At 53.8% G+C, this 21,778-nt stretch carries 19 protein-coding genes; 1 reads left to right on the forward strand and 18 read right to left on the reverse strand.

Annotated elements, in window-relative coordinates; translation table 11 throughout:
• Positions 1-6: 6 nt before the first annotated feature.
• The 18 genes from Q8A57_RS00215 to leuC form a co-directional block, all read right to left on the reverse strand.
• Positions 7-2,013 carry a transglutaminase TgpA family protein gene (locus tag Q8A57_RS00215; RefSeq protein ID WP_305168905.1) on the reverse strand — a complete coding sequence of 669 codons (2,007 nt, stop codon included), beginning with the start codon at positions 2,011-2,013 and terminating at the stop codon, positions 7-9.
• On the reverse strand, positions 2,010-2,990 hold the full coding sequence (locus Q8A57_RS00220; protein WP_305168906.1) for a DUF58 domain-containing protein: 981 nt from the start codon (positions 2,988-2,990) through the stop codon (positions 2,010-2,012). The genes Q8A57_RS00215 and Q8A57_RS00220 overlap by 4 nt, the downstream gene beginning before the upstream one ends.
• Positions 2,991-3,031: 41 nt before the next feature.
• Entirely contained in the window at positions 3,032-3,949 is a 918-nt protein-coding gene (locus Q8A57_RS00225; RefSeq protein ID WP_305168907.1) for an AAA family ATPase, read from the reverse strand.
• A 54-nt stretch (positions 3,950-4,003) separates the two neighbouring features.
• Positions 4,004-5,203, reverse strand: a complete 1,200-nt coding sequence (locus Q8A57_RS00230) for an O-succinylhomoserine sulfhydrylase (RefSeq protein ID WP_305168908.1) — start codon at positions 5,201-5,203, stop codon at positions 4,004-4,006.
• On the reverse strand, positions 5,200-6,744 hold the full coding sequence (purF, locus tag Q8A57_RS00235; RefSeq protein ID WP_305168909.1) for an amidophosphoribosyltransferase: 1,545 nt from the start codon (positions 6,742-6,744) through the stop codon (positions 5,200-5,202). Before purF ends, Q8A57_RS00230 begins: the two co-directional genes overlap by 4 nt.
• Before the next feature lie 50 nt (positions 6,745-6,794).
• Positions 6,795-7,289, reverse strand: coding sequence for a CvpA family protein (locus Q8A57_RS00240; protein ID WP_305168910.1), 495 nt, complete (start codon positions 7,287-7,289; stop codon positions 6,795-6,797).
• A gap of 52 nt (positions 7,290-7,341) precedes the next feature.
• Positions 7,342-7,872: an SPOR domain-containing protein gene (locus Q8A57_RS00245; RefSeq protein WP_305168911.1), complete on the reverse strand. Its 531-nt coding sequence runs from the start codon at positions 7,870-7,872 to the stop codon at positions 7,342-7,344.
• 13 nt (positions 7,873-7,885) lie between these two features.
• On the reverse strand, positions 7,886-9,103 hold the full coding sequence (gene folC / locus Q8A57_RS00250) for a bifunctional tetrahydrofolate synthase/dihydrofolate synthase (protein ID WP_305168912.1): 1,218 nt from the start codon (positions 9,101-9,103) through the stop codon (positions 7,886-7,888).
• On the reverse strand, positions 9,081-9,974 hold the full coding sequence (gene accD, locus Q8A57_RS00255; protein ID WP_305168913.1) for an acetyl-CoA carboxylase, carboxyltransferase subunit beta: 894 nt from the start codon (positions 9,972-9,974) through the stop codon (positions 9,081-9,083). The genes folC and accD overlap by 23 nt, the downstream gene beginning before the upstream one ends.
• A gap of 11 nt (positions 9,975-9,985) precedes the next feature.
• Entirely contained in the window at positions 9,986-10,801 is an 816-nt protein-coding gene (gene trpA, locus Q8A57_RS00260) for a tryptophan synthase subunit alpha (protein WP_305168914.1), read from the reverse strand.
• Between the two features lie 38 nt (positions 10,802-10,839).
• Positions 10,840-12,057: a tryptophan synthase subunit beta gene (gene trpB, locus Q8A57_RS00265; RefSeq protein WP_305168915.1), complete on the reverse strand. Its 1,218-nt coding sequence runs from the start codon at positions 12,055-12,057 to the stop codon at positions 10,840-10,842.
• 15 nt (positions 12,058-12,072) lie between these two features.
• Positions 12,073-12,693: a phosphoribosylanthranilate isomerase gene (locus Q8A57_RS00270; protein WP_305168916.1), complete on the reverse strand. Its 621-nt coding sequence runs from the start codon at positions 12,691-12,693 to the stop codon at positions 12,073-12,075.
• A 68-nt stretch (positions 12,694-12,761) separates the two neighbouring features.
• Positions 12,762-13,625, reverse strand: a complete 864-nt coding sequence (truA, locus tag Q8A57_RS00275; protein WP_305168917.1) for a tRNA pseudouridine(38-40) synthase TruA — start codon at positions 13,623-13,625, stop codon at positions 12,762-12,764.
• Between the two features lie 5 nt (positions 13,626-13,630).
• Complete coding sequence (locus Q8A57_RS00280) at positions 13,631-16,195, reverse strand: FimV/HubP family polar landmark protein (RefSeq protein WP_305168918.1); 2,565 nt, start codon at positions 16,193-16,195, stop codon at positions 13,631-13,633.
• A 244-nt stretch (positions 16,196-16,439) separates the two neighbouring features.
• Positions 16,440-17,555: an aspartate-semialdehyde dehydrogenase gene (gene asd, locus Q8A57_RS00285; RefSeq protein ID WP_305168919.1), complete on the reverse strand. Its 1,116-nt coding sequence runs from the start codon at positions 17,553-17,555 to the stop codon at positions 16,440-16,442.
• Between the two features lie 48 nt (positions 17,556-17,603).
• The gene (gene leuB / locus Q8A57_RS00290) at positions 17,604-18,677 is read right to left on the reverse strand and encodes a 3-isopropylmalate dehydrogenase (RefSeq protein WP_305168920.1); all 1,074 of its coding nucleotides are present in this window, start codon (positions 18,675-18,677) and stop codon (positions 17,604-17,606) included.
• A gap of 13 nt (positions 18,678-18,690) precedes the next feature.
• Positions 18,691-19,338 (reverse strand): 3-isopropylmalate dehydratase small subunit, encoded by a 648-nt coding sequence (leuD, locus tag Q8A57_RS00295; RefSeq protein ID WP_305168921.1) that lies wholly within the window; start codon positions 19,336-19,338, stop codon positions 18,691-18,693.
• Between the two features lie 10 nt (positions 19,339-19,348).
• Positions 19,349-20,770 carry a 3-isopropylmalate dehydratase large subunit gene (gene leuC, locus Q8A57_RS00300; RefSeq protein ID WP_305168922.1) on the reverse strand — a complete coding sequence of 474 codons (1,422 nt, stop codon included), beginning with the start codon at positions 20,768-20,770 and terminating at the stop codon, positions 19,349-19,351.
• Positions 20,771-20,879: 109 nt separating this feature from the next.
• Between leuC and Q8A57_RS00305 the strand changes: the two genes are divergently transcribed.
• Positions 20,880-21,752 carry a LysR family transcriptional regulator gene (locus Q8A57_RS00305; protein WP_305168923.1) on the forward strand — a complete coding sequence of 291 codons (873 nt, stop codon included), beginning with the start codon at positions 20,880-20,882 and terminating at the stop codon, positions 21,750-21,752.
• The last annotated feature ends 26 nt before the right edge of the window (positions 21,753-21,778 follow it).

The raw sequence follows: 21,778 nt of genomic DNA on the forward strand, positions 1-21,778 counted from the left end.
CCAGCGCTATTTTGCCCTACGCAGGGCCCGCAGCTTCTCCTCAAGCAGTATGTCTTGTGGTGTCTCGCCGCCGTAACGCATGGATTCAAACTGTTCGCAGAATGATCTGAGCAACTCAGCCATTTCTGGCCGCAAGGAGGCAGCACGTTGGGTGAAGGCCCTGACACCCTCCCCCGGTTTGCGCTCAATGCCCTGTTTTTCCAGATGTTCACAGAGAAAAATAAACTGGCGGTCGATGGGGTTGGTTGTCGATCTTCTTGATGGAATCCACTGCCACAAAGCAATCAGCAACAGAACTGCTCCGCCAGTTCCAAGCAGCGCAATCGCAATTCGCCACACGGAAATCTTTCCCAGTAACCGCGTCAGCACCGACGACTGCATTTGGTCGTAACCCAACACCCACAGCGCCCAGTGATAGTTGAGTGCTTCCATTTCAAGCCTCAGGCGATTAATCCAGCCGATATGGCGAAACCGCACCAGAGAGGCAGGAGAATCCGCCAGAAAACCCTCCTCACTACCCAATAGGGACTGCACATCCCCCTCAATACGCTCCGGCGCCACGGAAGCTGTGGGATCTATACTGACCCAACCTTCATTCTCCAACCAGACTTCCGTCCAAGCATGTGCATCGTACTGCCTGACCAGCAAATAACCATCCGGATGGCGCTCCCCGCCCTGATACCCCGCCAACACCCTGGCGGGAATACCCGCAGCGCGCATCAGGAACACGAAACTGCCGGCAAAGTGTTCGCAGAAACCCTGTTTTGACTCAAACAGAAATTCGTCCACGCTGTGTTGGCCCAAAAGCGGCGGCTGTAACGTGTAGATAAATTCACTGTTGAAGAGACCCAGCACTCTCTGGATGAAAGCTCTGTCACTGGATGCTTTGTCGCGCCATTCACGAGCCAGATCCAACGTTCTGGGGTTGTATCCTTCGGGCAATTGCAATTCGATAGCACGACGGTCACGGGAAAGCCCTCCAACTTCAATACTGTGATCCAGCCAGCTTTGCACCTGATACTGGCGCTTACTGCTCAATGGCTGGTTTGCCAGCAGGCGGTAATCCCGAGTTAACGCCACCCCACGACTGCGAGGCAACGGCGTATCCAGGGCATATAACCAAAGTTGCTGTGTTGGTTCGATCACCACGGAATAGTTCAGAGGCTGACCTCGACGGTCGATCAATTGATCCCAGCTCTTATCCGACTGGCCATACCACTGCAGTAGTGCGCCATCGTCCATACTGGTGCGGCGAGTACGCTTCCACGTGCGACCACCAAAATCAGATAGCACTAACCCACGCCAGTACAACACCCGCTGTGGAGGAATGGGTCCATCAAAACTGACCCGGAAGGCGAGTTCAGCCGAGCGACCCAATTGGCTGAAATCACCCGGTGACATACTGTCGGTCACACCGGTTTTTGCTTTATGGGTAGGAATCGGCACGGACCAAAGTGCGCCGATTCGCGGCATCAGCAGAAACAACACCACCATCAAGGGCAATGCCTGACACAGGAGGGAAATAGCCACTTTCAACGGGCGCAAAGTGCCTCCAGGCTGATCCCCATGGTGCAGTCCTACCAGTGCCGCCAACACCAGCAGCAGACAGCCCAGAAGATAGCCTGCAGATACCATCGATTGATCAAACAGTGCCGTCAACGCGGCCACAAAAAATGCCAGCAGCACCACGAGATAGGCATCTCTGCGGTGGGACATCTCCAGCAGTTTCAGCATGTAGGCTGTCACCAGCAATGCAAGCATAGGTTCAAGGCCAATGGGCTGGCCGTATTCCAGCAGCAGGCCCCCGACGCAAACGGCCAGCAAGGTCATTTTCAGCCATCGGCCAGGAACCGACCATGCGCCTCGGTAACATTGGATACGCCATACGACGGCTACTACCGAGGCCGCCAACACCCAACGAGGCAGGTGATCGGCGTGCATCATAATTACGGCAACAAATGCCAACAGCAGCCAGAACAGCCCTTGCCGACTGATTTGCCAGACTGGAATCATTGCTGGCGCTCCCGTTGAGGGACATCAAACAGGGCCAACTCGGCCAGCAGGTATTGACGGTGCGACTCACCTAGATCTGGTTCAATCACGATACCCGGCAATCGCAAGCCGTAGGGTTGATCGGTGGTGGCGACGCGTAACAGCATGCCACACAGACGGGAGAGCCGGGCCTCGCGATCAAGGCCGGGGAATTGATCCCAGTCCAGCCACAACTGTTGGTCGAAGTTGTCACCATAGTGCTTGGTATGTAATCCCTGCTCCCGGGCATAGTGTTTCCAGGCCACATGTTTGAGGGAATCACCGGGGCGGTAGGTCTTTAGAGCCAGGAAATCGTCCCCACCTTCAGCACCTTGCATGGCACCATCATCACTGGAGCGCACACCCACCGGCACCTGCTCCGTAAATATTGGTGCCGGATAGACCAGTGCCGATATATTCAGATCAACGTGGCTCCAGGCCCTGAGCAAACCCACCGGATAAACGCTTTCAATCCTCAGGCGCCCTGGGTTGTATAGGCCACGGTGTCCAGCCGGGACGGTTAGCTTGAAACGGCACTGGCTGCTATCTCCCAGGGATACCGTCGTCATCTCACCTTTGGGAAAGCGACACTGGATGGCACCACGGTAGCGATTGCCCCGTTGCCGCAACAATAATTCCAGGGTAATGCCCTGCCCGGCAAAACCCGGTGTCACCTTCAGGCAACTGATGGTAATTTCCGAAAGGTTGGCAAAGCACTGCAGAATGGAGACCACAAATAGAGACACCAGCAAGCAGGTGACTGCAAATACCAGATTATTTTCGTAGTTGGTGGCCGCCAGCCAGCAAAGAATGATGAGTAGGAAGAAGGCGAACCCGGTAGACGAAGGAAAAATAAACAGGCTGCGGCGGTTTAGCGTCACTTCCGGTGCCGCCGGCAAACGCCGTTCAAGCCACCGGGAAAAACGCTGTTGGTAGAGATTACGGATCACTGTTTTCATAACCCTTTTGTCTCTATGGGGTCGTGCCGTAAGTGCGGGACTTACAAAATATCTACCGCGTTAAGCACCCGTTGCACCAGCAGACCACTGTCATGCCCCGAAAATTCACCGGCACCGCGTAAACGGTGCCCAGCAACAGTCGGGAATACTGCCTGCACATCCTCCGGAATCACGTACTGACGTGCCTGAATCAGCGCCCAGGCGCGTGCACATTGCAGTGTTGCCAGGGTTCCCCGCGGGGAAAGCCCGCTCTGAAACACGGCTTCATCACGAGTGTATTGCGCCAACCGCTGAAGATAATCCACCAGACTTTCGGAGGCTTTAACGAGATTGACCTGCTGCTGGATCTTCAGCAGCTGATCGGGATTAAGTAAGGGCTTCATATCCACCAGCCGCAGACGTGGATCTGTCCCGCTCAGCAACAGCCTTTCTGAGGCCGGGTCCGGGTAACCCAGCTCAATACGCATTAAAAATCGGTCCAGTTGCGACTCGGGTAACGGATAGGTACCCGACTGGCTTACCGGGTTCTGGGTAGCGATCACGAAAAAAGGTGTCGGCAACGGCCTGGTCTCGCCTTCGACGGTAACCTGCCCTTCCGCCATAGCCTCAAGTAGCGCGCTCTGGGTTTTAGGCGTGGTGCGATTGATCTCATCCGCCAGCAATAACTGGTTAAACACCGGGCCCGGGTGGAATTCAAACAAGCTGCGCTCGCGATCATAGACCGACACACCGAGAATATCCGCCGGCAACAGATCGCTGGTGAATTGAATGCGGTTGTAGGAGAGGCCAAGAACTCTGGCTAAAGCCTGTGCCAGGGTGGTTTTACCCATTCCCGGCAGGTCTTCGATCAGTAGATGGCCCCGGGCAAACAGGCAGGCCAGAGCCAGTCTGATCTGTTCTTCCTTGCCGATCAGCACGGTACCAATATCCGCGACGAGTCTGTCTACTACCTTTTGCATAGAGGCCTCATCCCCTGTGAAAATCACTGCGGGCCGTTTGTTAGCCTCTCTTGTTCAGAGAGAATCTAGGCCGCGCTTCAAGTCGGCTTTAATATCCTCTATATCCTCGAGACCGACTGCGATACGGATCAGATTTTCAGTAATTCCCGACGCTGCTTTCTGCTCGTCGCTAAGGCGACCGTGGGTGGTCGTCGCAGGGTGAACGATAGTGGTCTTGGCATCACCTAGGTTGGCGGTAAGTGACAGAATTCTTGTGCTGTCGATCACCCGCCAAGCCTGCTCACGACCACCTTTAACTCGAAATGACAGTACACCGCCAAAACTGCGCTGTTGTTCTGTAGCAAGCTCATGACCCGGGTGATCAGGCAGTCCGGCATAAAATACCTTTTCTACTGCCGGCTGTTGTTGTAGCCAGAGCGCCAGAGACATGGCATTCGCTGAATGGGCATCCATACGCAAGCGCAGTGTTTCCAGGCCTTTTAGAAATACCCAGGCATTGAAGGCGCTCATGGTGGGACCAGCGCTACGAATAAATGCCAGCACTTCATTGACCAGTTCACTGCGGCCACACACCACACCACCCAGACAGCGGCCCTGGCCGTCGAGATATTTGGTGGCAGAGTGGACCACCAGGTCGGCACCCAGCGCCAATGGCTGTTGCAACGCCGGGGTACATAAACAGTTATCTACCACCAGCAGCGCACCATGCTCATGAGCCAGCGCCGCCAGCTTTTTGATATCGGCAATTTCACACAGGGGGTTTGACGGGGTTTCCAGAAACAGCAATTTTGTTTCCGGGCGCAATGCCTCTCGCCATTGCTCAAGATCGGTGACAGGGAGAAACGAGCTCTGCACGCCGAATTTACCCAAATACTTTTCCATCAATACCGTTGTGGTACCAAACACATCTCTGGAACACAGTACGTGGTCCCCGGCTTTTAGCAGGGCAATACAGGTACTGAGAATGGCGGCCATACCGGATGATGTAGCCACTGCCTGTTCCGCCCCTTCCAGGGCGGCGATACGAACCTCAAAATTACGCACCGTCGGGTTGGTGTAACGTGAATAGACGTTGCCACTTTGCTCGCCGGAAAACCGAGCCGCCGCCTCGGCTGCATTGGCGAAGACATAACTCGAGGTGAGGAACAGTGGTTCGCCGTGTTCACCTTCGGCTGTGCGCAAATGTCCCGCCCTGATAGCCAGCGTATCCAGCGCTGCACCAAAAAGTGGGTCGTCATCGTATTGTTCTGTCATTGCCGGTACTCTGCCTCACCACCGGGGTTGTGTAACCCAATCACTTCACCATTGCCGGGACTGGTAGAGCGTTTATTATTACTTTTCGCCTGGTCATTACGCTGCGCATCGAGCTTGGTGAGATAGAGGCCATCGACATCGCCTGTCACATAATTACCATCAAATACCGCGCAGTCGAACTTCTCGATGCTGGCGTTACCCTCGGAGGCACTGGCCACAAGATCTTCTAGATCCTGGTAAATCAGGCAATCGGCACCGATCAGCTCAGCAATCTCTTTCTCGGTGCGGTTGTGGGCAATGAGCTCGCCAGCAGACGGCATATCGATGCCGTAAACATTCGGGTAGCGCACCGCTGGAGCGGCAGACGCCATATACACTTTGCTCGCACCAGCGTCTCTGGCCATCTGAATAATTTCCCGGGATGTGGTGCCTCTGACAATGGAATCATCCACCAGCAGCACGTTTTTGCCCTTGAATTCCAACTTCACCGCGTTCAGTTTCTGGCGCACAGATTTCTTGCGTTCTTTCTGGCCAGGCATAATAAAAGTCCGCCCGATATAGCGGTTCTTCATAAAGCCTTCCCGGAATTTGACGTTCAGATGTTCCGCAATCGACTGGGCCGCCACACGACTGGTATCGGGAATGGGGATCACCACATCAATGTCGTGGTCCGGGTAACATCTCAGGATTTTTTCAGCCAGGTGCTCACCCATGCGCAACCGGCATTTGTAAACCGAGATACTATCGATAATTGAATCCGGGCGTGCAAAGTACACATGCTCAAAAATGCACGGGGTCAGGCGGGGGTTTTCCACACACTGATGCAAGTGCAGCTCACCGCTCTCATCCACGTATAACGCCTCTCCCGGAGCAAGATCGCGCTCCACCTGAAAGCCCAGCACATCCAGCGCAACACTTTCAGACGCAACCATGTATTCAGTACCGTTGTCTGTCTGGCGCTTGCCAAAAACCAGCGGGCGAATACCGAAGGGATCACGGAATGCAACTATACCGTAATTGGCAATCATACCCACCACAGCGTAGGCGCCTCGACAGCGGCGATGCACGCGCCTAACGGACTCGAAAATATCGTCCGGGGTCGGCTTAAGTTTGCCCAGCAAATGCAACTCGTGGGCAAACACATTGAGCAGTGCCTCTGAGTCGGAATCCGTATTGATGTGGCGCAAGTCCGACTTGAACAAGTGCTCCAGCAACTCTTCTGTATTGGTCAGGTTGCCGTTGTGGGCCATGCAGATTCCGTAGGGAGAATTCACATAAAAAGGCTGCGCCAAAGCCGGGCCCGAACTCCCTGCCGTCGGGTAACGCACATGCCCGATGCCCATATTGCCTTCCAACTCGGCCATATGGCGCGTGTGAAACACATCCTTAACAAGTCCAACGCCTTTACGCTGGTTAAGGCGTCCACCCACACAAGTCATGATGCCTGCGGCATCCTGTCCACGATGTTGCAACATGGTCAATGCATCATAGAGCTGCAGTTTGACATCACTTCTACCAAAAATTCCGACTACACCACACATGGGTCAGGCAACCTCTATAACCGTCGTTTACCAAGCTGTTTTTATTGCGTTCAGAGCAAATTCTTTAAAAAGTTCAGTACCGCCGCGCCGGTATCCCTGGCCCAGTCTTCAAATTGCATAAAAAACGAAATCATCACGGACTGTTGCCACCACAAATCCTGTTTGACCGGCAACATTTCCGTCAGAATAATCAACACCGCCATGACAATGACGACTCCGCGGGTCACACCAAACAACAATCCCATCAGGCGGTCTGTGCCGCTGAGTCCTGTCGCTTCTACAAGTTTGCCCAGCAGATAATTACAGATACCACCGACAATCAACACGGCAATAAACAGCGTTACCCAGGCAGCCAGCATACGCAAAGATGGCGTGGTAATGAGCTGTTCCATCCAACTGGCGAGTTCATCATGAAAAATCGATGCGATCACCGCCGCCGCTAACCAGATCAGTAGCGACATGGCCTCTTTCACAAATCCGCGCACCAAACTGATGATCGCCGATAAACTCAGGATTGCGATGATGGCCCAGTCAGCCCAATTCATGATCAAACCTCACGAAAACAGCGACAAAGTGTAACAGAGCTCCACTTTGAGGTCAGGGTTCAAAATGCACCAGCAGCGCATTGAGGCTGTATTTTTTATCAATCACAGCCTTTTCCTGCAGGAGTTTTTCTTTCAATACGTTGGGGCCAACAAAAACCCTGTTTAGCTGACTGTCGTTATGACGCTGCTGCTGGACAAACGCGTCATAGCCATCGGCTTGCAACTGCTTGACAAGAGTCTGTGCCCGATCGGAATCACGGAAACTTCCCACTTGTAAAACCCATGATTCGGGCAGACCTTTCTCTGTCAGAGTGGGGGGTGAAATAGTGATGGGCTCGGCCTGTTCGGCACTCTCCACGCCCAGCTGAAAGGCCTCTTCGGGAGCGGGAGCTGGATCAATATCAACCGGGCGCTGGGGTTCTGGAACGGTAACTGGCGCGATCGCCGGCTTGGGTGGAATACGGCTGGTGGTGTCGACTTGGGGCGAATCGGAGAAGTCGAACAGCACGGCAAATAAAATAAGCAGCAATGCCAACAGGACAAAACCACCGACAATTCTCTGTTTTACATTTTCTGTCAGCACAAGCCATTCCTTCTCAGGAAGATTGTATGTGTTCCAGTATCGGGCCCACAGTAAAAAAGGAGCCAAACACCACTACCCTGTCACCTTCTCCAGCGTGCTGCAACGCCTTTTCAAACGCAGACAGCGGCGAAGAACAACAGTATACCTCGCCATTGGCAGCAGCTCCGGCATTGTACAACAATGCTTCTATGTTTCCCTCCGTGGCGGCTCGTAACTGTTCAGGGATGCTGCAGGGAAACCATGCTCTGACCAGTGGAATCATCGGCTGCAGTGTCCCAATAATATCCTTGTCGGCCATCATGCCAACCACAGCGAGCAGGCGCCCCTTCTGGGGCACTAATCGCTCAGCAAGCAACCCGGCAGCCTGAGGGTTGTGTGCCACATCGAGAATAACCGGCACCCCTGCAACACTTGCTTCCTGAAAACGGCCCGGGACCTGCACCAGGGACAAAGGCTGGGTGCTGATATCACTCGCCGGCAATCCGGTAATCATATGGGTGGCCTGCAGGGCACAGGCCACACTGTTGGCGGGCAAGCGATGATCGGGGACCGATTGAAATTGGCCGAGTGAAAAATCGCGGTCATTGACGAGAAGTGTCGCACCAATATCAGCGGCTGTGCGAACGATACCTTCAACCGGAAAGTCATCCCCACACAACAAGGGGCGTCCGGGTCGGGCAATGGCGGCCTTCTCTGCCCCTATCCTATCAAGGTCATCGCCCAGCCAGTCCTGATGGTCGAGAGCAATACTGGTCACAATCGCGATGCCGGCATCAACAATATTGACCGCATCAAGCCTGCCACCCAGCCCCACTTCAAGAATGGCCACATCCAGCTCGGCTTCGGACATCAGTATCAGCGCCGCGAGAGTACCGAATTCAAAGTAGGTTAGGCTTGTGTCACCACGCGCCTCTTCTATACGCTGAAAAGCCTGACAGATTGCCTCATCCGAAGCCTGTTCACCTTGAATGACTATGCGTTCGTTGTAATCAATAAGGTGGGGAGAGGTGTAACAACCCACTCGATAGCCCTGATCCATCAACAGGGCCTGTAACGCAGCGACACAGGAGCCCTTGCCATTGGTACCGGTGATGGTCACGGTGTTTTTTGCAGGGGACAGACACTGTAAATCACGGGCAACTCGCCCGACACGCGACAACCCAAGCTCTATTTCAGTGGGGTGTCGCTGTTGCAGCAAGCCCAGCCATTCACTCAGTGAACGAGGGAGCATCTATGCTGACGGGTTCCGGGGTATTGGTAAATTTGGACAATAACGAGGCGATGGTATCGCGCATTTGCGGACGCGGAATAATCAGGTCGATGGCACCATGCTCCAATAGGAACTCGGCACGCTGAAACCCTTTTGGCAAGCGCTGGCGGATTGTCTGTTCGATAATATTAGGCCCGGCGAAACCGGCACGCGAACCAGGTTCGGCCGCATTAATGTCACCCAGTAAAGCAAGGCTGGCAGACACGCCACCATAAACGGGGTCAGTCATTACCGAGATGTAAGGTGTTCCCTGAGCTTTCAGCTTTTCGATGATGGCACTGGTTTTGGCCATTTGCATCAGAGAAATCAGCGCTTCCTGCATACGTGCACCACCGGTTGCAGAGAAACATACCAGCGGGGCATTTTCCTCCAGGGCAACCTGAGCTGCGCGGGTAAAACGCTCACCCACCACGTACCCCATGGAGCCGCCATGGAAGGCGAATTCAAAGGCCACCGCAACAACCGGCATCCCCTTGAGGGTCCCTTTCATGGCAACCAGCGCGTCGTCTTCACCAGTCGCTTTCTGGGCATCGGCGAGTCGATCCTTATACTTGCGGACATCCTTGAACTTCAGACGATCAATGGGTTTTACCTCTGTTGCCAGCTCCTCGCGACCGTCTTCATCGAGAAAAAAGTCGAGACGGCGGCGGGCACCAATACGCAGATGGTGATCACACTTAGGGCAGACATCGAGGTTTTTTTCCAGCTCAGGGCGATAGAGTGGCGCACTGCACTTTGGACATTTTTTCCACAGCCCTTCAGGAACACTCTGGGTGCGATCTTTCTTCTGGGTTGCAGGTCCTTTCGGACGAATTTTTTCCAACCAGCTCATAGTCAATTCCGTTAGTTATCCAGAGCCTGACGCATCTCTGCAATCAACGCTGATACCCCTTTAGCATAAACTAACGGGTCAACTTCGCCAGACTCAGCAAGTTCAGCCATTCGGTTAACCAGCACACTGCCGACCACAGCTCCATCGGAGAGGTCCGCAACAGCACGTGCCGAAGCGCCGTCTTTGATGCCAAATCCTACACATACCGGCAGCTCAGTCAATGAACGGATATGGTCGACGTGCTCCTGCACCGAAACCACATCCAGATGTCCGGCCCCCGTCACTCCTTTCAGTGACACATAATAGATAAACCCGCCCGCCATCGAGGTCACCATTTTCTGACGTTCGTGACTGCTGGTAGGTGCCAACAAAAAGATATTCTCAATACCGGCTTCACTGAGATGCTGATTGAACTCCTGAGCTTCTTCTGGCGGCAGGTCCACCGTCAGCACCCCGTCCACACCTGCATCAAGTGCAGCAGCGATAAAGGTTTCGTAGCCCATACGCTCAATGGGATTCGCATAGCCCATCAGCAACACCGGGGTTTCTGTGTCAGTTTCGCGGAATTGTTTAACCTGGGCCAGCGCATCACGAAGGCTGCTGCCGTGGGCCAGGGCACGTTCGTGTGCCCTCTGAATTACCGGGCCTTCAGCATTGGGGTCAGAAAACGGCACGCCAAGCTCAATGATGTCCGCCCCGCTCTCCACCAGTGCATGCATTACCGGCAACGTAACTCCTTTTGCCGGATCACCCGAAACCACATAGGGTACCAGTGCCTTGCGGCCCTGTTTTCTAAGACTCTCAAAGCGTTTACTTATTCTGTTCACTCAGTTACTTCCAATAATTCTTGTGATTGCCGCGAGTATCAAACCGTGATGCCATCGATTTCTGCCACGGTGAGGATATCCTTGTCACCGCGACCGGACAGGTTAACCACGATCATCTGGTCAGGATCCATCTGGCGGGCCAGCTTTTCTGCATAGGCCACGGCATGACTGGATTCCAGGGCAGGCATGATGCCCTCCACCTTGGTCAGGCGACGGAACGCATCCATGGCTTCATCGTCATCAATGGCAACGTAATTAACCCGGCCAATATCTTTTAGCCAGGCATGCTCTGGACCCACGCCAGGGTAATCCAACCCGGCGGAGATGGAATGGGTTTCAATAATCTGACCATTCTCATCTTCCATCAGATACGTACGGTTACCGTGTAGTACGCCCGGTATGCCATCATTTAACGGTGCAGCATGCTTACCTGTCGCCACGCCAAAGCCGCCCGCCTCGACGCCGTACATTCTGACCGACTCGTCCTCAAGGAAGGGGTGGAACAGACCAATCGCATTGGAGCCGCCACCAACACAAGCCACCAGGGCATCGGGCAACTTCCCTGCCTGATCCAGCGACTGCTGACGCGCTTCCCGACCGATGACGGACTGGAAGTTACGAACCAGTTCGGGGTATGGATGAGGGCCCGCACAGGTGCCAATAATGTAGAAGGTGTTGTCCACATTGGTTACCCAATCGCGCATGGCCTCGTTCATCGCATCTTTCAGCGTTTTTGAACCGGATGTCACGGGAATAACCGTCGCACCCAGCAGCTTCATACGGTAAACGTTCAGGGACTGGCGGTGAACATCCTCTTCGCCCATAAAAACGTGGCACTCAAGGCCCAGCCGAGCCGCAACAGTTGCCGTGGCAACTCCGTGCTGGCCGGCACCAGTTTCCGCGATCACACGTTTTTTTCCTGTGTGCTTGGCCAACAGCGCCTGACCAATGGTGTTATTTATCTTGTGGGCTCCAGTGTGATTTAGATCTTCTCGCTTCAGGTACAGCTGCGCCCCACCCGTCTCACGGGTCCAGCGTTCAGCGAGATACAGAGGTGAGGGCCTGCCAACATAGTGCGCCAAATCGTAATCAAACTGCGCTTGGAACTCGGGGTCATCCTTGAGGTTGCGATAAATTTTTTCCAGCTCATCCAGAGCATAAATCAGCGTCTCGGAGACAAAACGCCCACCATAGGGGCCAAAGTGCCCCCGGGCGTCTGGCATATGATTAAAATCCACTTTGATTTTCTCGTTCACTGGGCTCTCCCAAACTCACCCGGCATTAGCCCGGGCAATAAACTGTTGAATACGTTGTGAGGATTTCACCCCAGGTGCATCTTCCACACCTCCGCTGACATCCACACCATAAGGGTTAACCTGCGCCACGGCATCAGCAACATTCTCCGGTCCCAGGCCGCCAGCCAGAATCAGTGGAAAGTGCACCGTTTTGGGCAACCTTTGCCATTCAAAACGTTCACCGGTACCGCCATATTTATCTTTGTGCCAGGCATCTACCAGAAAGCCGCACGCACCGGGAAAACTAGCCACGATTGCCGGCAAGTCAATTCCCGGCGCCATGCGGATTGCCTTGATATAAGGCCTGCCAAACTGGCGGCAATAGGCATCATCCTCATCCCCGTGAAACTGCAACAATTGCAGGTCAACAGCACGTATCGCCCTATCAACCTCTTCAGCCGCAGCATTGACAAATAGACCCACCGTCGTCACAAACGGACCCACTGCGCTGGCAATCAACGCCGCTCTTGTATAGTCCACAAAACGGGGGCTTTTTGAATAGAACACCAGGCCAATGGCATCAGCACCGGCCTCTGCAGCTACAATGGCATCCTCATGCCTTGTAATACCGCAGATTTTTACGCGTGTTCGTTTCACAGCAGCTTCCAGTAGCGAGGGTGCGGATTGTAGCAAAAAGGGGTCATTCCGCCTATTGCCTTACCCGCCTATTCTTGATTGATAAACTGAGGCCCAGGCTTAAATACTGGTACGTCAAATTCATCTGGATAGTTCACACCAACCAGATATAAACCATTGGGAGCGGCTGTTGGTGGTGCCTCGGTGCGATCGCAGAGAGCCAATAGCTCTCCAGGCCATGTATATGCGTAATCGCCTCTCCCTACACAAAGTAGTGCCCCAACAATATTTCTGACCATGTGATGTAGAAAAGCGTTTGCCGTAATTTCCAGAATAACCAGGTCACCTTGACGCCAGACCTTTGCGGCGTGGACATTCCGGTTTGGCGTATTGGACTGGCAACCCGCGGCCCTGAATGAGCTGAAGTCTCGCTCACCCAGTAAGAGTTGGGCTGCACGATGCATCTGCACTTCATCGAGTGGTCGCTTTTCCCAAGTCAACCAGTGGTAAAAAAGCGCTGAACGCTGTGGTTGGTTAACAATCAGGTAGCGATAGGTTCTGGCTCTGGCTGCAAAGCGGGCGTGGAACAGTGGAGATCTCTCCTCTGCCCAGTGCAAACGAATACCAAACGGAAGATTGGCATTGACGCCCAACACCCAGTTTCTTGGATTACGATCAGCCCGGGTATCAAAATGAATCACTTGGTTAGTCGCGTGCACACCCGTATCTGTTCGGCCGGCGCAAGCCACAGTGATACGTTCGTTGGCCACCTGGGTCAACGCCGCCTCAACATGAAACTGAACACTGGGACTATGGGTCTGACGTTGCCAGCCACAAAAAGCGCTGCCGTCGTATTCGACGGCAGCAGCGATGCGTTTTACACCTTCTGGAAGTACTTCACCCTCAGGCACCAGGCCGTTGGGCAAATACTCCCAGGGTTTCCCCTGGGTCATAATTGTCAGGTCACTGTTTCAAGCAGATTGCGAGCCTTTTGTATCTGCTCATCAGTACCCTCTGCAATCACTTCATTTAGCAGATCACGAGCGTTTTCAGGGTCACCCATGTCCATATAAGTCTCTGCCAGAACCAGCTTGGTGTCGCACTCATCTTCGTCACCAAACGCTTTGAGCTCATCATCCAGACTCTGGGCGTTCTCCTCATCATCAGCGCCAGATAAAATAGAATCTTCCAGCTCTTCGAGTGTTTGTTCTTCCAGTACATCTGGTGCTACAAAGCTTTCTTCAGCTGCAACCACAGGCGCTTCGGGTTCAGCTTCCACTTCACCCAAATCGACATCAAGCATCTCCTCGTCGATTTCAGTGGACAGTGAATCCAGGTCGACGTCTTCCAGATCAAGGTCGAGATCAAAGTCCGAATCTGCGGTTTCTTCAAGCGCTTCGGGGGCTTCCTCGAGGATCTCTTCACGGCTTTCTTCGAGTGTTTCTGCTCCGAGGTCAAATTCTTCCGGCATCTCCAGTTTAGGTTCTTCTCCCGACGCTACGGCTGGCTCAGCTTCTGCCGCTGGCTCTTCCAGAGCTTCAGGGATGGAATCCGGTGACACATCGCCCAGATCGAAGTCCAGGGATGGCTCTACAAAATCACTCTCTTCTTCCTGAACGGCAGAAAGTTCAGCCACTTCGGGGGATTCGGAAACGTTCTCGGGTTCTTCAAAGCTTGTTTCGGGGATCAACTCAGCCCTTAAAGCTACCGCCTTGGCTTCAGCCTCAGGGTCATTCAGTGCCAGCAACTGCTGGTACTGTTCAGCAAAGGCATCAGGATCATTAGCATTGACGTGGACTTCCAGCAATTTCAAGCGCAAGGCCGTGTCCTGTGGATCCTGCTCAATGGCACCCTTGAGAATATTCTCTGCCTGGGTGTAATTGCCTAGTGACATGTAGATGTCGGCTTCACCTTTGGGATCGACGCCTTCGCCATCCTCCAGCCACAGCTCATCGAGTTCTTCAATGTCTTCCAGATCCTGCAGACCTTCTTCATCAAGGTCTTCAGCTAACTCTGCAATGTACTCTTTATCGCTATCGCTGAGCTGCGTCTCATCATCTATTTCTTCCGCAACCAACGGCTCGTCTTTATTAGCCAGCGTTTGCAGGGATAGCTCGTCAGTAGTTTCGTCGTCCGACTTACGGTTTCTGAACAACATCAACACAGCTAGCAGCAACGCTAATAGAGCAATCGCGGGATAGAGCAGGTAGTCCATCCACGCAGAAATATCGAAGCCTTTATCCTGTTTTGCTGGTTTGCTCTTCTCAGCTTCTGCAGCAACCTCTTCACTGGAAGCAGTATCAGCTTTTGCCGCAACAGCAGATGCAGGTGTTTCTTCTTCGGTAGCTTCAGAAGCGGTGGCCTGCTCGGCTGTGTCACTCTCGGGCTCTATCCCATCAGGCTCAACCAGCGTTGCCACCTGACTTGCCCGCATGGAATCGTCCTGAATTTCCAGCAGGCGCTCATTGGTGGAAAGCTGCTCTTCGAGCATGGCAATGCGTTCTCTCAGCTCCGCATTTTCACGAGTCGCTCTATCAAGCTCTTCACGAGCAACGTCCAGATCAGCTCCTGCACCAACAGAGGTGCCTTCCGAGCCATCCTCCGCATCTTCTCCGGCACTTGCGGCAGATAATGCTTCGTCTGCACCCAAGGCAGCCAGTTTCAGGCGTCCTTCACCGGAGGTTTCGTCTACATCTCTGCTCTGAGTAGAAGGGGTTGCGTCCAGCACCGGTGCCTGTGTAGCTTCAGCTGCAGATTCAACAGTCGCTAGCTCAGTAGCGCTGTCTGCTGCGGATAACGCCTGAATATCACTGCCTTCAGGAAGGCGAAGTACTGCGCCTTTTTTCAGCAGATTGATATTGCCACCGATAAACGCATCGGGATTTGCTTGTTTGATTGCAGCCATGGTTTGCGACATGGTCGCACCCTGAGGCCGGATTTTTGAGGCTATAGCCCATACCGTGTCGCCACTGGCAACCTGGTATTCATCGTCACTAATGGCCAGTGCCGGGGAGGCCGTCGCACTAGCAGGTACCGGGGTACTGGGCCCGGCAGGTGATGTTGCCGTAGGCTGCGCGCCTGAGCTCGCAGCCTCAATCTTTTTTGCTACAGGCTTCTCCGTCGCGTATAGCGGCATATCCAGTAACAGTGTGTACTCTCGCAACAAGCGTCCTGCCGGCCAATCCAGCTCCACCAGGAAGTCCAGATAGGGCTCACGGATAGGCCTTTTTGATGACACCTGAATGACCGGGTTGCCCTTGTCAGAGATATTGACCTCAAAACGCAAATCAGTCAGAAGGAAAAGTCGTTCAACACCGGCAGAGTCAAAGTCCGTCTGTGAGCCGAGACCTGCAAGCATTTCCAGTTCGGTCAACTCACCGATATTGAGAAGCTCAATTTCTGCATCCAGCGGCTCATTGAGGGCGGAGTTAAGGGTAATTTCTCCCAACCCCACTGCGAACGCATGATTGGTGATAACCGCACCGAGAAATCCGGCAGCCAAGGTCAAGTGACGAAACTTCATACGATATTCCCTGTTTTGCTGTGAACTAATGACCTGCAGTCAGCATCATCGCCACACAAAAAACCATTTACATGATCTGAGGTTGTTGCTGCAAGTATTTATGAGTCAACAGAATTGTTCAACCGCTAGTATCGTTAAAAACAAACAAAATGACCGGACCTTCATAAGGATTTATGACCAGTCGCACAAAAATGCCACGACTACGCATAACGTGAAGTGGCATTTTTGATGGAAATCGGGCCCGCTAGCTTTCCAGGAGTATTCTCAGCATCCGCCGCAAAGGTTCCGCCGCACCCCACAGCAGTTGATCACCCACGGTGAAAGCAGACAGATATTGATTTCCCATGTTCATCTTGCGCAAGCGACCTATCGGCACATGCAGATGACCGGTCACTGCCGCGGGGGTCAACTCCTTGAGGGTAACGGCGCGGTCATTGGGAACCACCCTTACCCAGTCGTTGGACTCAGCAAGCATGCACTCGATTTCATCCAGGGGAACATCCTGCGTCAGTTTGACGGTCAACGCCTGGCTGTGACAGCGCATGGCGCCAATGCGCACACAGATACCGTCCACGGGAATCAGCGTATCACCGCTTCGACCAAGGATCTTGTTGGTCTCGGCCTGCCCTTTCCATTCTTCCTTGCTCTGGCCGCTTTCCAGCTGCACATCAATCCAGGGCAAGAGGCTGCCACCCAAGGGCGCGCCAAAGTTCTCGGTGGGGAAACTGTCACCACGCATGGCTGCAACCACCTTGCGATCGATGTCCAGTATCGCAGAGGCGGGGTCGGCCAATTCGGCAGCCACGGATTTTTCAATAGCTCCCATCTGGGCAATCAGTTCGCGCATATTCTGTGCACCCGCACCCGATGCCGCCTGATAGGTCATAGCGGAGGTCCACTCCACCAACCCCTTATTAAAAAGGCCGCCCATGGCCATCAACATCAGGCTGACCGTGCAGTTACCGCCGATATAATTTTTAACCCCGCTGGCTATGCCATCTTTGATGACATTGAGATTCACCGGGTCGAGCACGATCAGAGCATCATCGGCCATACGCAAAGCCGAAGCCGCATCTATCCAGTAGCCATCCCAGCCAGAGTTTCTCAATTCCGGGTAAACCGCCTTGGTGTAGTCGCCACCCTGACAAGTAACAATAATGTCCATTTGAGACAGAGATGCGATATCCCTGGCATCCAGCAACGGCGGAACTTCAACACCCACATCCGGGCCTGGCTGCCCCATCTGCGAGGTAGTGAAAAAGATGGGCTCGATATCTGCAAAGTCCTTTTCCTGCTGCATGCGCTCCATCAAGACAGAGCCAACCATACCGCGCCAACCGACAAAACCTACTTTTTTCATGAAATTTGACCTATTAAAAACCTGTTTAAAGACTATCTTGTATTGCGATCAAAGCGCAGCCAACACGGCATCGCCCATTTCAGAAGTACTGACCTTGCGGGTTCCCTCTGTATGGATATCCGGGGTACGCAGTCCCTGATCCAGCACCCGGCTCACAGCCTCCTCAATGGCAACTGCCGCATCCGGTGCATTCAGGGAATAGCGTAGCATCATCGCCGCTGACAGGATCGTCGCCAGCGGGTTCGCGAGACCCTGGCCGGAAATGTCCGGGGCAGAGCCATGGCAGGGTTCGTAAAGCCCCTTGCCATTCTTGTCCAGCGCCGCTGAAGGCAGCATGCCGATAGACCCAGTGAGCATGGCAGCGGCATCTGACAGGATGTCACCAAACATATTACCGGTGACCATCACATCAAATTGCTTCGGCGCTTTCACAAGCTGCATAGCGGCGTTGTCCACATACATGTGGCTCAGCTCGACCTCGGGGTAATCTTTGGCCACCTCTTCCATGATCTCCCGCCACAATACGGTGGCTTCCAGCACATTGGCCTTGTCAACCGAGCAGACCCGGCGGTCCCGCACCATGGCGGCCTCAAAAGCCACCTTGCCTATGCGACGAATTTCCGATTCGGAATACTTGTAGGTGTTATAGCCCTCGCGCTCACCATTCTCCAGAACGCGAATACCCCGAGGCTCACCAAAATAGATGCCACCGGTCAATTCACGCACGATCAGAATGTCCAGGCCGGCAACAATCTCGGGCTTAAGAGACGATGCCTCAGCCAACTGCGGGTAAAGAATGGCTGGACGCAGGTTGCCGAATAATTCCAACCCGGAGCGCAGCTTCAACAACCCTTTTTCCGGACGAAGGTGGCGTTCCAGGCCGTCCCACTCGGGTCCACCCACGGAACCCATCAGAATCGCATCGCTGCGACGGGCTTTTTCCAGAGTTTCATCGGGACAAGGTTCACCCACAGCATCACAGGCAGCGCCGCCCAGCAGGCCCTCTTCAAAGACCAGCTCCAGACCAAACTGCTCATCCACTTTACGTAGTACCTTGAGCGACTCATCGACAATTTCCGGCCCAATGTGATCGCCTTTAAGTATCAGTACTTGCTTACTCATAATTTTTTATTCCCTACTTAATGGCATGGTAAAGCCAGGGGTTGGCTTTACCGTGACCCGCTTCAAAAGCGCGAATGGCATCAGCTTCCTTAAGGGTCAGGCCGATTTCATCCAGACCTTCCAGCAGGCAGTGCTTGCGGAACGCATCAACTTCAAAGGGGAGTTCTTCTCCATCCGGCTTGACGACCACCTGACGAGGCAGATCGACAGTCAGCTCATAACCCTCAGCAGCCTCTGCCTCTTCAAACAACTTGTCGACTATTTTTTCTTCAAAAACAATAGGAAGCAACCCATTCTTAAAGCAGTTATTAAAGAAAATGTCGGCAAAGCTGGGAGCGATCACGGCGCGGAAGCCGTAGTCATCCAGGGCCCAGGGAGCATGCTCGCGGCTGGAACCACAACCGAAATTTTCCCTCGCCAGCAGCACCGAAGCGCCAGCATAGCGAGGCCAGTTGAGTGGAAAATCCGGGTTCAACGGGCGCGCAGTGCAATCCTGACCGGGGCTACCTTCATCCAGGTAACGCAGCTCATCAAACAGATTCGGGCCGAAACCGCTGCGCTTAATGGACTTAAGGAACTGCTTGGGAATGATCATATCGGTGTCGACATTGGCGCGATCCATGGGCGCCACCAGCCCTTTGTGTACGGTAAATGCTTTCACGGTAATCTCCTCAATCCAGCGCGCGTACGTCGGTAATATGACCGGCAATCGCCGCAGCAGCAGCCATGGCAGGACTCACCAGATGGGTACGACCACCATTGCCCTGACGACCTTCAAAGTTGCGGTTGGAGGTAGAGGCACAATGCTCCCCCGCCCCCAGGCGGTCTGCATTCATTGCCAGACACATAGAACAGCCTGGCTCACGCCAGTCCATTCCAGCCTCAATGAATATCTTGTCCAACCCTTCAGATTCCGCTTGGGCTTTGACCATCTGGGAACCGGGCACCACCAGTACCTGCTTGACTGTACTGGCGACTTTGCGGCCACGAGCCACATCGGCCGCAGCACGCAGGTCCTCAATACGTGAATTGGTGCAGGAGCCGATAAACACTCGATCCACGGGGATATCACTAATGGCGGAACCACCCTGGAGGCCCATGTATTTCAGTGCTCTTTCAATACCCTGCCGCTTCACTGGGTCAGACTCATTCTCGGGACTGGGAATGGTGCCACTAACTGGAGCAACCATTTCCGGGGATGTTCCCCAGCTCACTTGCGGCTCGATGGCACTGCCATCCAGTTCGACAACGGTATCGAATTCCGCATTATCGTCACTGTGCAGGGTTCGCCAGTATGCCGCCGCCTGATCCCACAGTTCTCCTGTCGGTGCAAAACGGCGGCCCTTGAAGTATTCAATGGTTTTCTCATCCACGGCGACCATGCCCACCCGGGCACCGGCCTCAATAGCCATATTGCAAACCGTCATGCGGCCCTCAATGGACATTTCACGGAATACTTGGCCGGCAAACTCGATGGCATAGCCTGTACCACCAGCGGTACCGATTTTGCCGATAATGGCCAGCACCACGTCCTTGGCGGTGACGCCGGGACCCAGGGTTCCATCTACGCGGATCAGCATATTCTTCATCTTCTTGGTCACTAGGCACTGGGTGGCCAGCACGTGCTCCACTTCTGACGTACCAATACCGTGGGCCAGACAGGCAAAGGCGCCGTGGGTGGCGGTATGGGAATCACCGCAGACCACGGTCATACCTGGAAGAGAAGCTCCCAGCTCCGGGCCCATCACGTGAACGATGCCCTGCCCCATTTCATTCATCTTGAATTCACGGATGCCGAAATATTCACAGTTCTCGTCCAACGTTTTCACCTGAATTCGGGAAGTTTCGTCGGGTATAGCATCCACACCGGCAGCACGTTCAACCGGATCAGTGGAAATATTATGGTCCGGGGTCGCCACATTCACATCCAGACGCCAGGGCTTACGTCCAGCGATACGCAGCCCCTCAAAAGCCTGAGGTGAGGTTACTTCGTGCAAAATGTGCCGATCAATGTAGATCAATGCGGAACCATCATCACGCTGCTTCACCAGGTGTGCGTCCCACAGTTTGTCGTAAAGGGTTTTTCCAGCCATTATCAATTCCAGCCATTTCTGATGGTGTTATTTTAATCGGCACATCAAATAACACAAATTCATATTTTTCATCGTTTCGATTCTTATTTGGAATTGATATCCTCCCCCCATGGACACGCAATTATTGGAAGCCTTTATCGCCGTGGCAGATAGCGGTTCTTTTTCGTTGGCCGCTGAACGCATCCATGTCACCCAACCCGCAGTCAGCAAGCGGATTGCACTACTGGAAGACATTCTGGACTGCCGGCTGTTTGATCGTATCGCCCGCACCGTCACCCTGACCGAGGCAGGAGAAGCACTCCTGCCCCGCGCACACCGCATTCTTCAGGAGTTTGCAGATACCCGGCAGGCCATCAGCGACCTGTCAGGCGACATCAGTGGCCACCTACGTTTGGCGATCAGCCACCATATCGGCCTGCACCGGTTGCCCCCAATCCTCAAACAATTTGCACAGCGGCATCCGTCGGTGAAAATTGATGTGGACTTTATGGATTCAGAAAAGGCTTACGAGGGCATCCTGCAGGGGCGTTTTGAAGTAGCCGTTATTACCTTGGCACCGCAACCACACCCAAAAGTTGAAACACAGGTCATCTGGCCGGACCCGCTAGTGTTTATGGTCGCCGATGATCACGCATTGTGTTCTGAACCCCAGCCAACCCTGCAAATACTCTGCGAATTTCCGGCCATTCTTCCCGGGTTGGGCACCTACACCGGACGCATGGCCCGGACCGTGTTTGAGGAGCAGAGGGTTCCACTACCCGCCACCATGGCCACCAATTATCTCGAAACCATCAAGATGATGGTCAGCATCGGTCTCGGCTGGAGCCTACTGCCAGAAAGTATGTTGGATGACGGCTTACAGATTATCTGTATTCCCGATATACATATTGAACGACAGCTGGGCTACATCCATCACCGGGAAAAAAGTCTTTCCAATGCCGCACGCGCGTTTATTCAATTGCTCAACAGCGAAAACCCATAAAAAAACGCCGCAGTTGCGGCGTTTTT

Origin of the sequence: Porticoccus litoralis, from assembly GCF_030676955.1 — a bacterium.
Lineage (GTDB): Bacteria > Pseudomonadota > Gammaproteobacteria > Pseudomonadales > Porticoccaceae > Porticoccus > Porticoccus litoralis.

Coding starts and splice junctions, on each gene's coding strand:
- accD (WP_305168913.1), bottom strand. CDS start 9,974: ATGAGCTGGTTGGAAAAAATTCGTCCGAAAGGACCTGCAACCCAGAAG.
- Q8A57_RS00220 (WP_305168906.1), bottom strand. CDS start 2,990: ATGAAAACAGTGATCCGTAATCTCTACCAACAGCGTTTTTCCCGGTGG.
- Q8A57_RS00280 (WP_305168918.1), bottom strand. CDS start 16,195: ATGAAGTTTCGTCACTTGACCTTGGCTGCCGGATTTCTCGGTGCGGTT.
- folC (WP_305168912.1), bottom strand. CDS start 9,103: ATGCTCCCTCGTTCACTGAGTGAATGGCTGGGCTTGCTGCAACAGCGA.
- purF (WP_305168909.1), bottom strand. CDS start 6,744: ATGTGTGGTGTAGTCGGAATTTTTGGTAGAAGTGATGTCAAACTGCAG.
- Q8A57_RS00240 (WP_305168910.1), bottom strand. CDS start 7,289: ATGAATTGGGCTGACTGGGCCATCATCGCAATCCTGAGTTTATCGGCG.
- Q8A57_RS00215 (WP_305168905.1), bottom strand. CDS start 2,013: ATGATTCCAGTCTGGCAAATCAGTCGGCAAGGGCTGTTCTGGCTGCTG.
- leuC (WP_305168922.1), bottom strand. CDS start 20,770: ATGGCTGGAAAAACCCTTTACGACAAACTGTGGGACGCACACCTGGTG.
- leuB (WP_305168920.1), bottom strand. CDS start 18,677: ATGAGTAAGCAAGTACTGATACTTAAAGGCGATCACATTGGGCCGGAA.
- truA (WP_305168917.1), bottom strand. CDS start 13,625: ATGACCCAGGGGAAACCCTGGGAGTATTTGCCCAACGGCCTGGTGCCT.
- Q8A57_RS00305 (WP_305168923.1), top strand. CDS start 20,880: ATGGACACGCAATTATTGGAAGCCTTTATCGCCGTGGCAGATAGCGGT.
- Q8A57_RS00225 (WP_305168907.1), bottom strand. CDS start 3,949: ATGCAAAAGGTAGTAGACAGACTCGTCGCGGATATTGGTACCGTGCTG.
- asd (WP_305168919.1), bottom strand. CDS start 17,555: ATGAAAAAAGTAGGTTTTGTCGGTTGGCGCGGTATGGTTGGCTCTGTC.
- Q8A57_RS00230 (WP_305168908.1), bottom strand. CDS start 5,203: ATGACAGAACAATACGATGACGACCCACTTTTTGGTGCAGCGCTGGAT.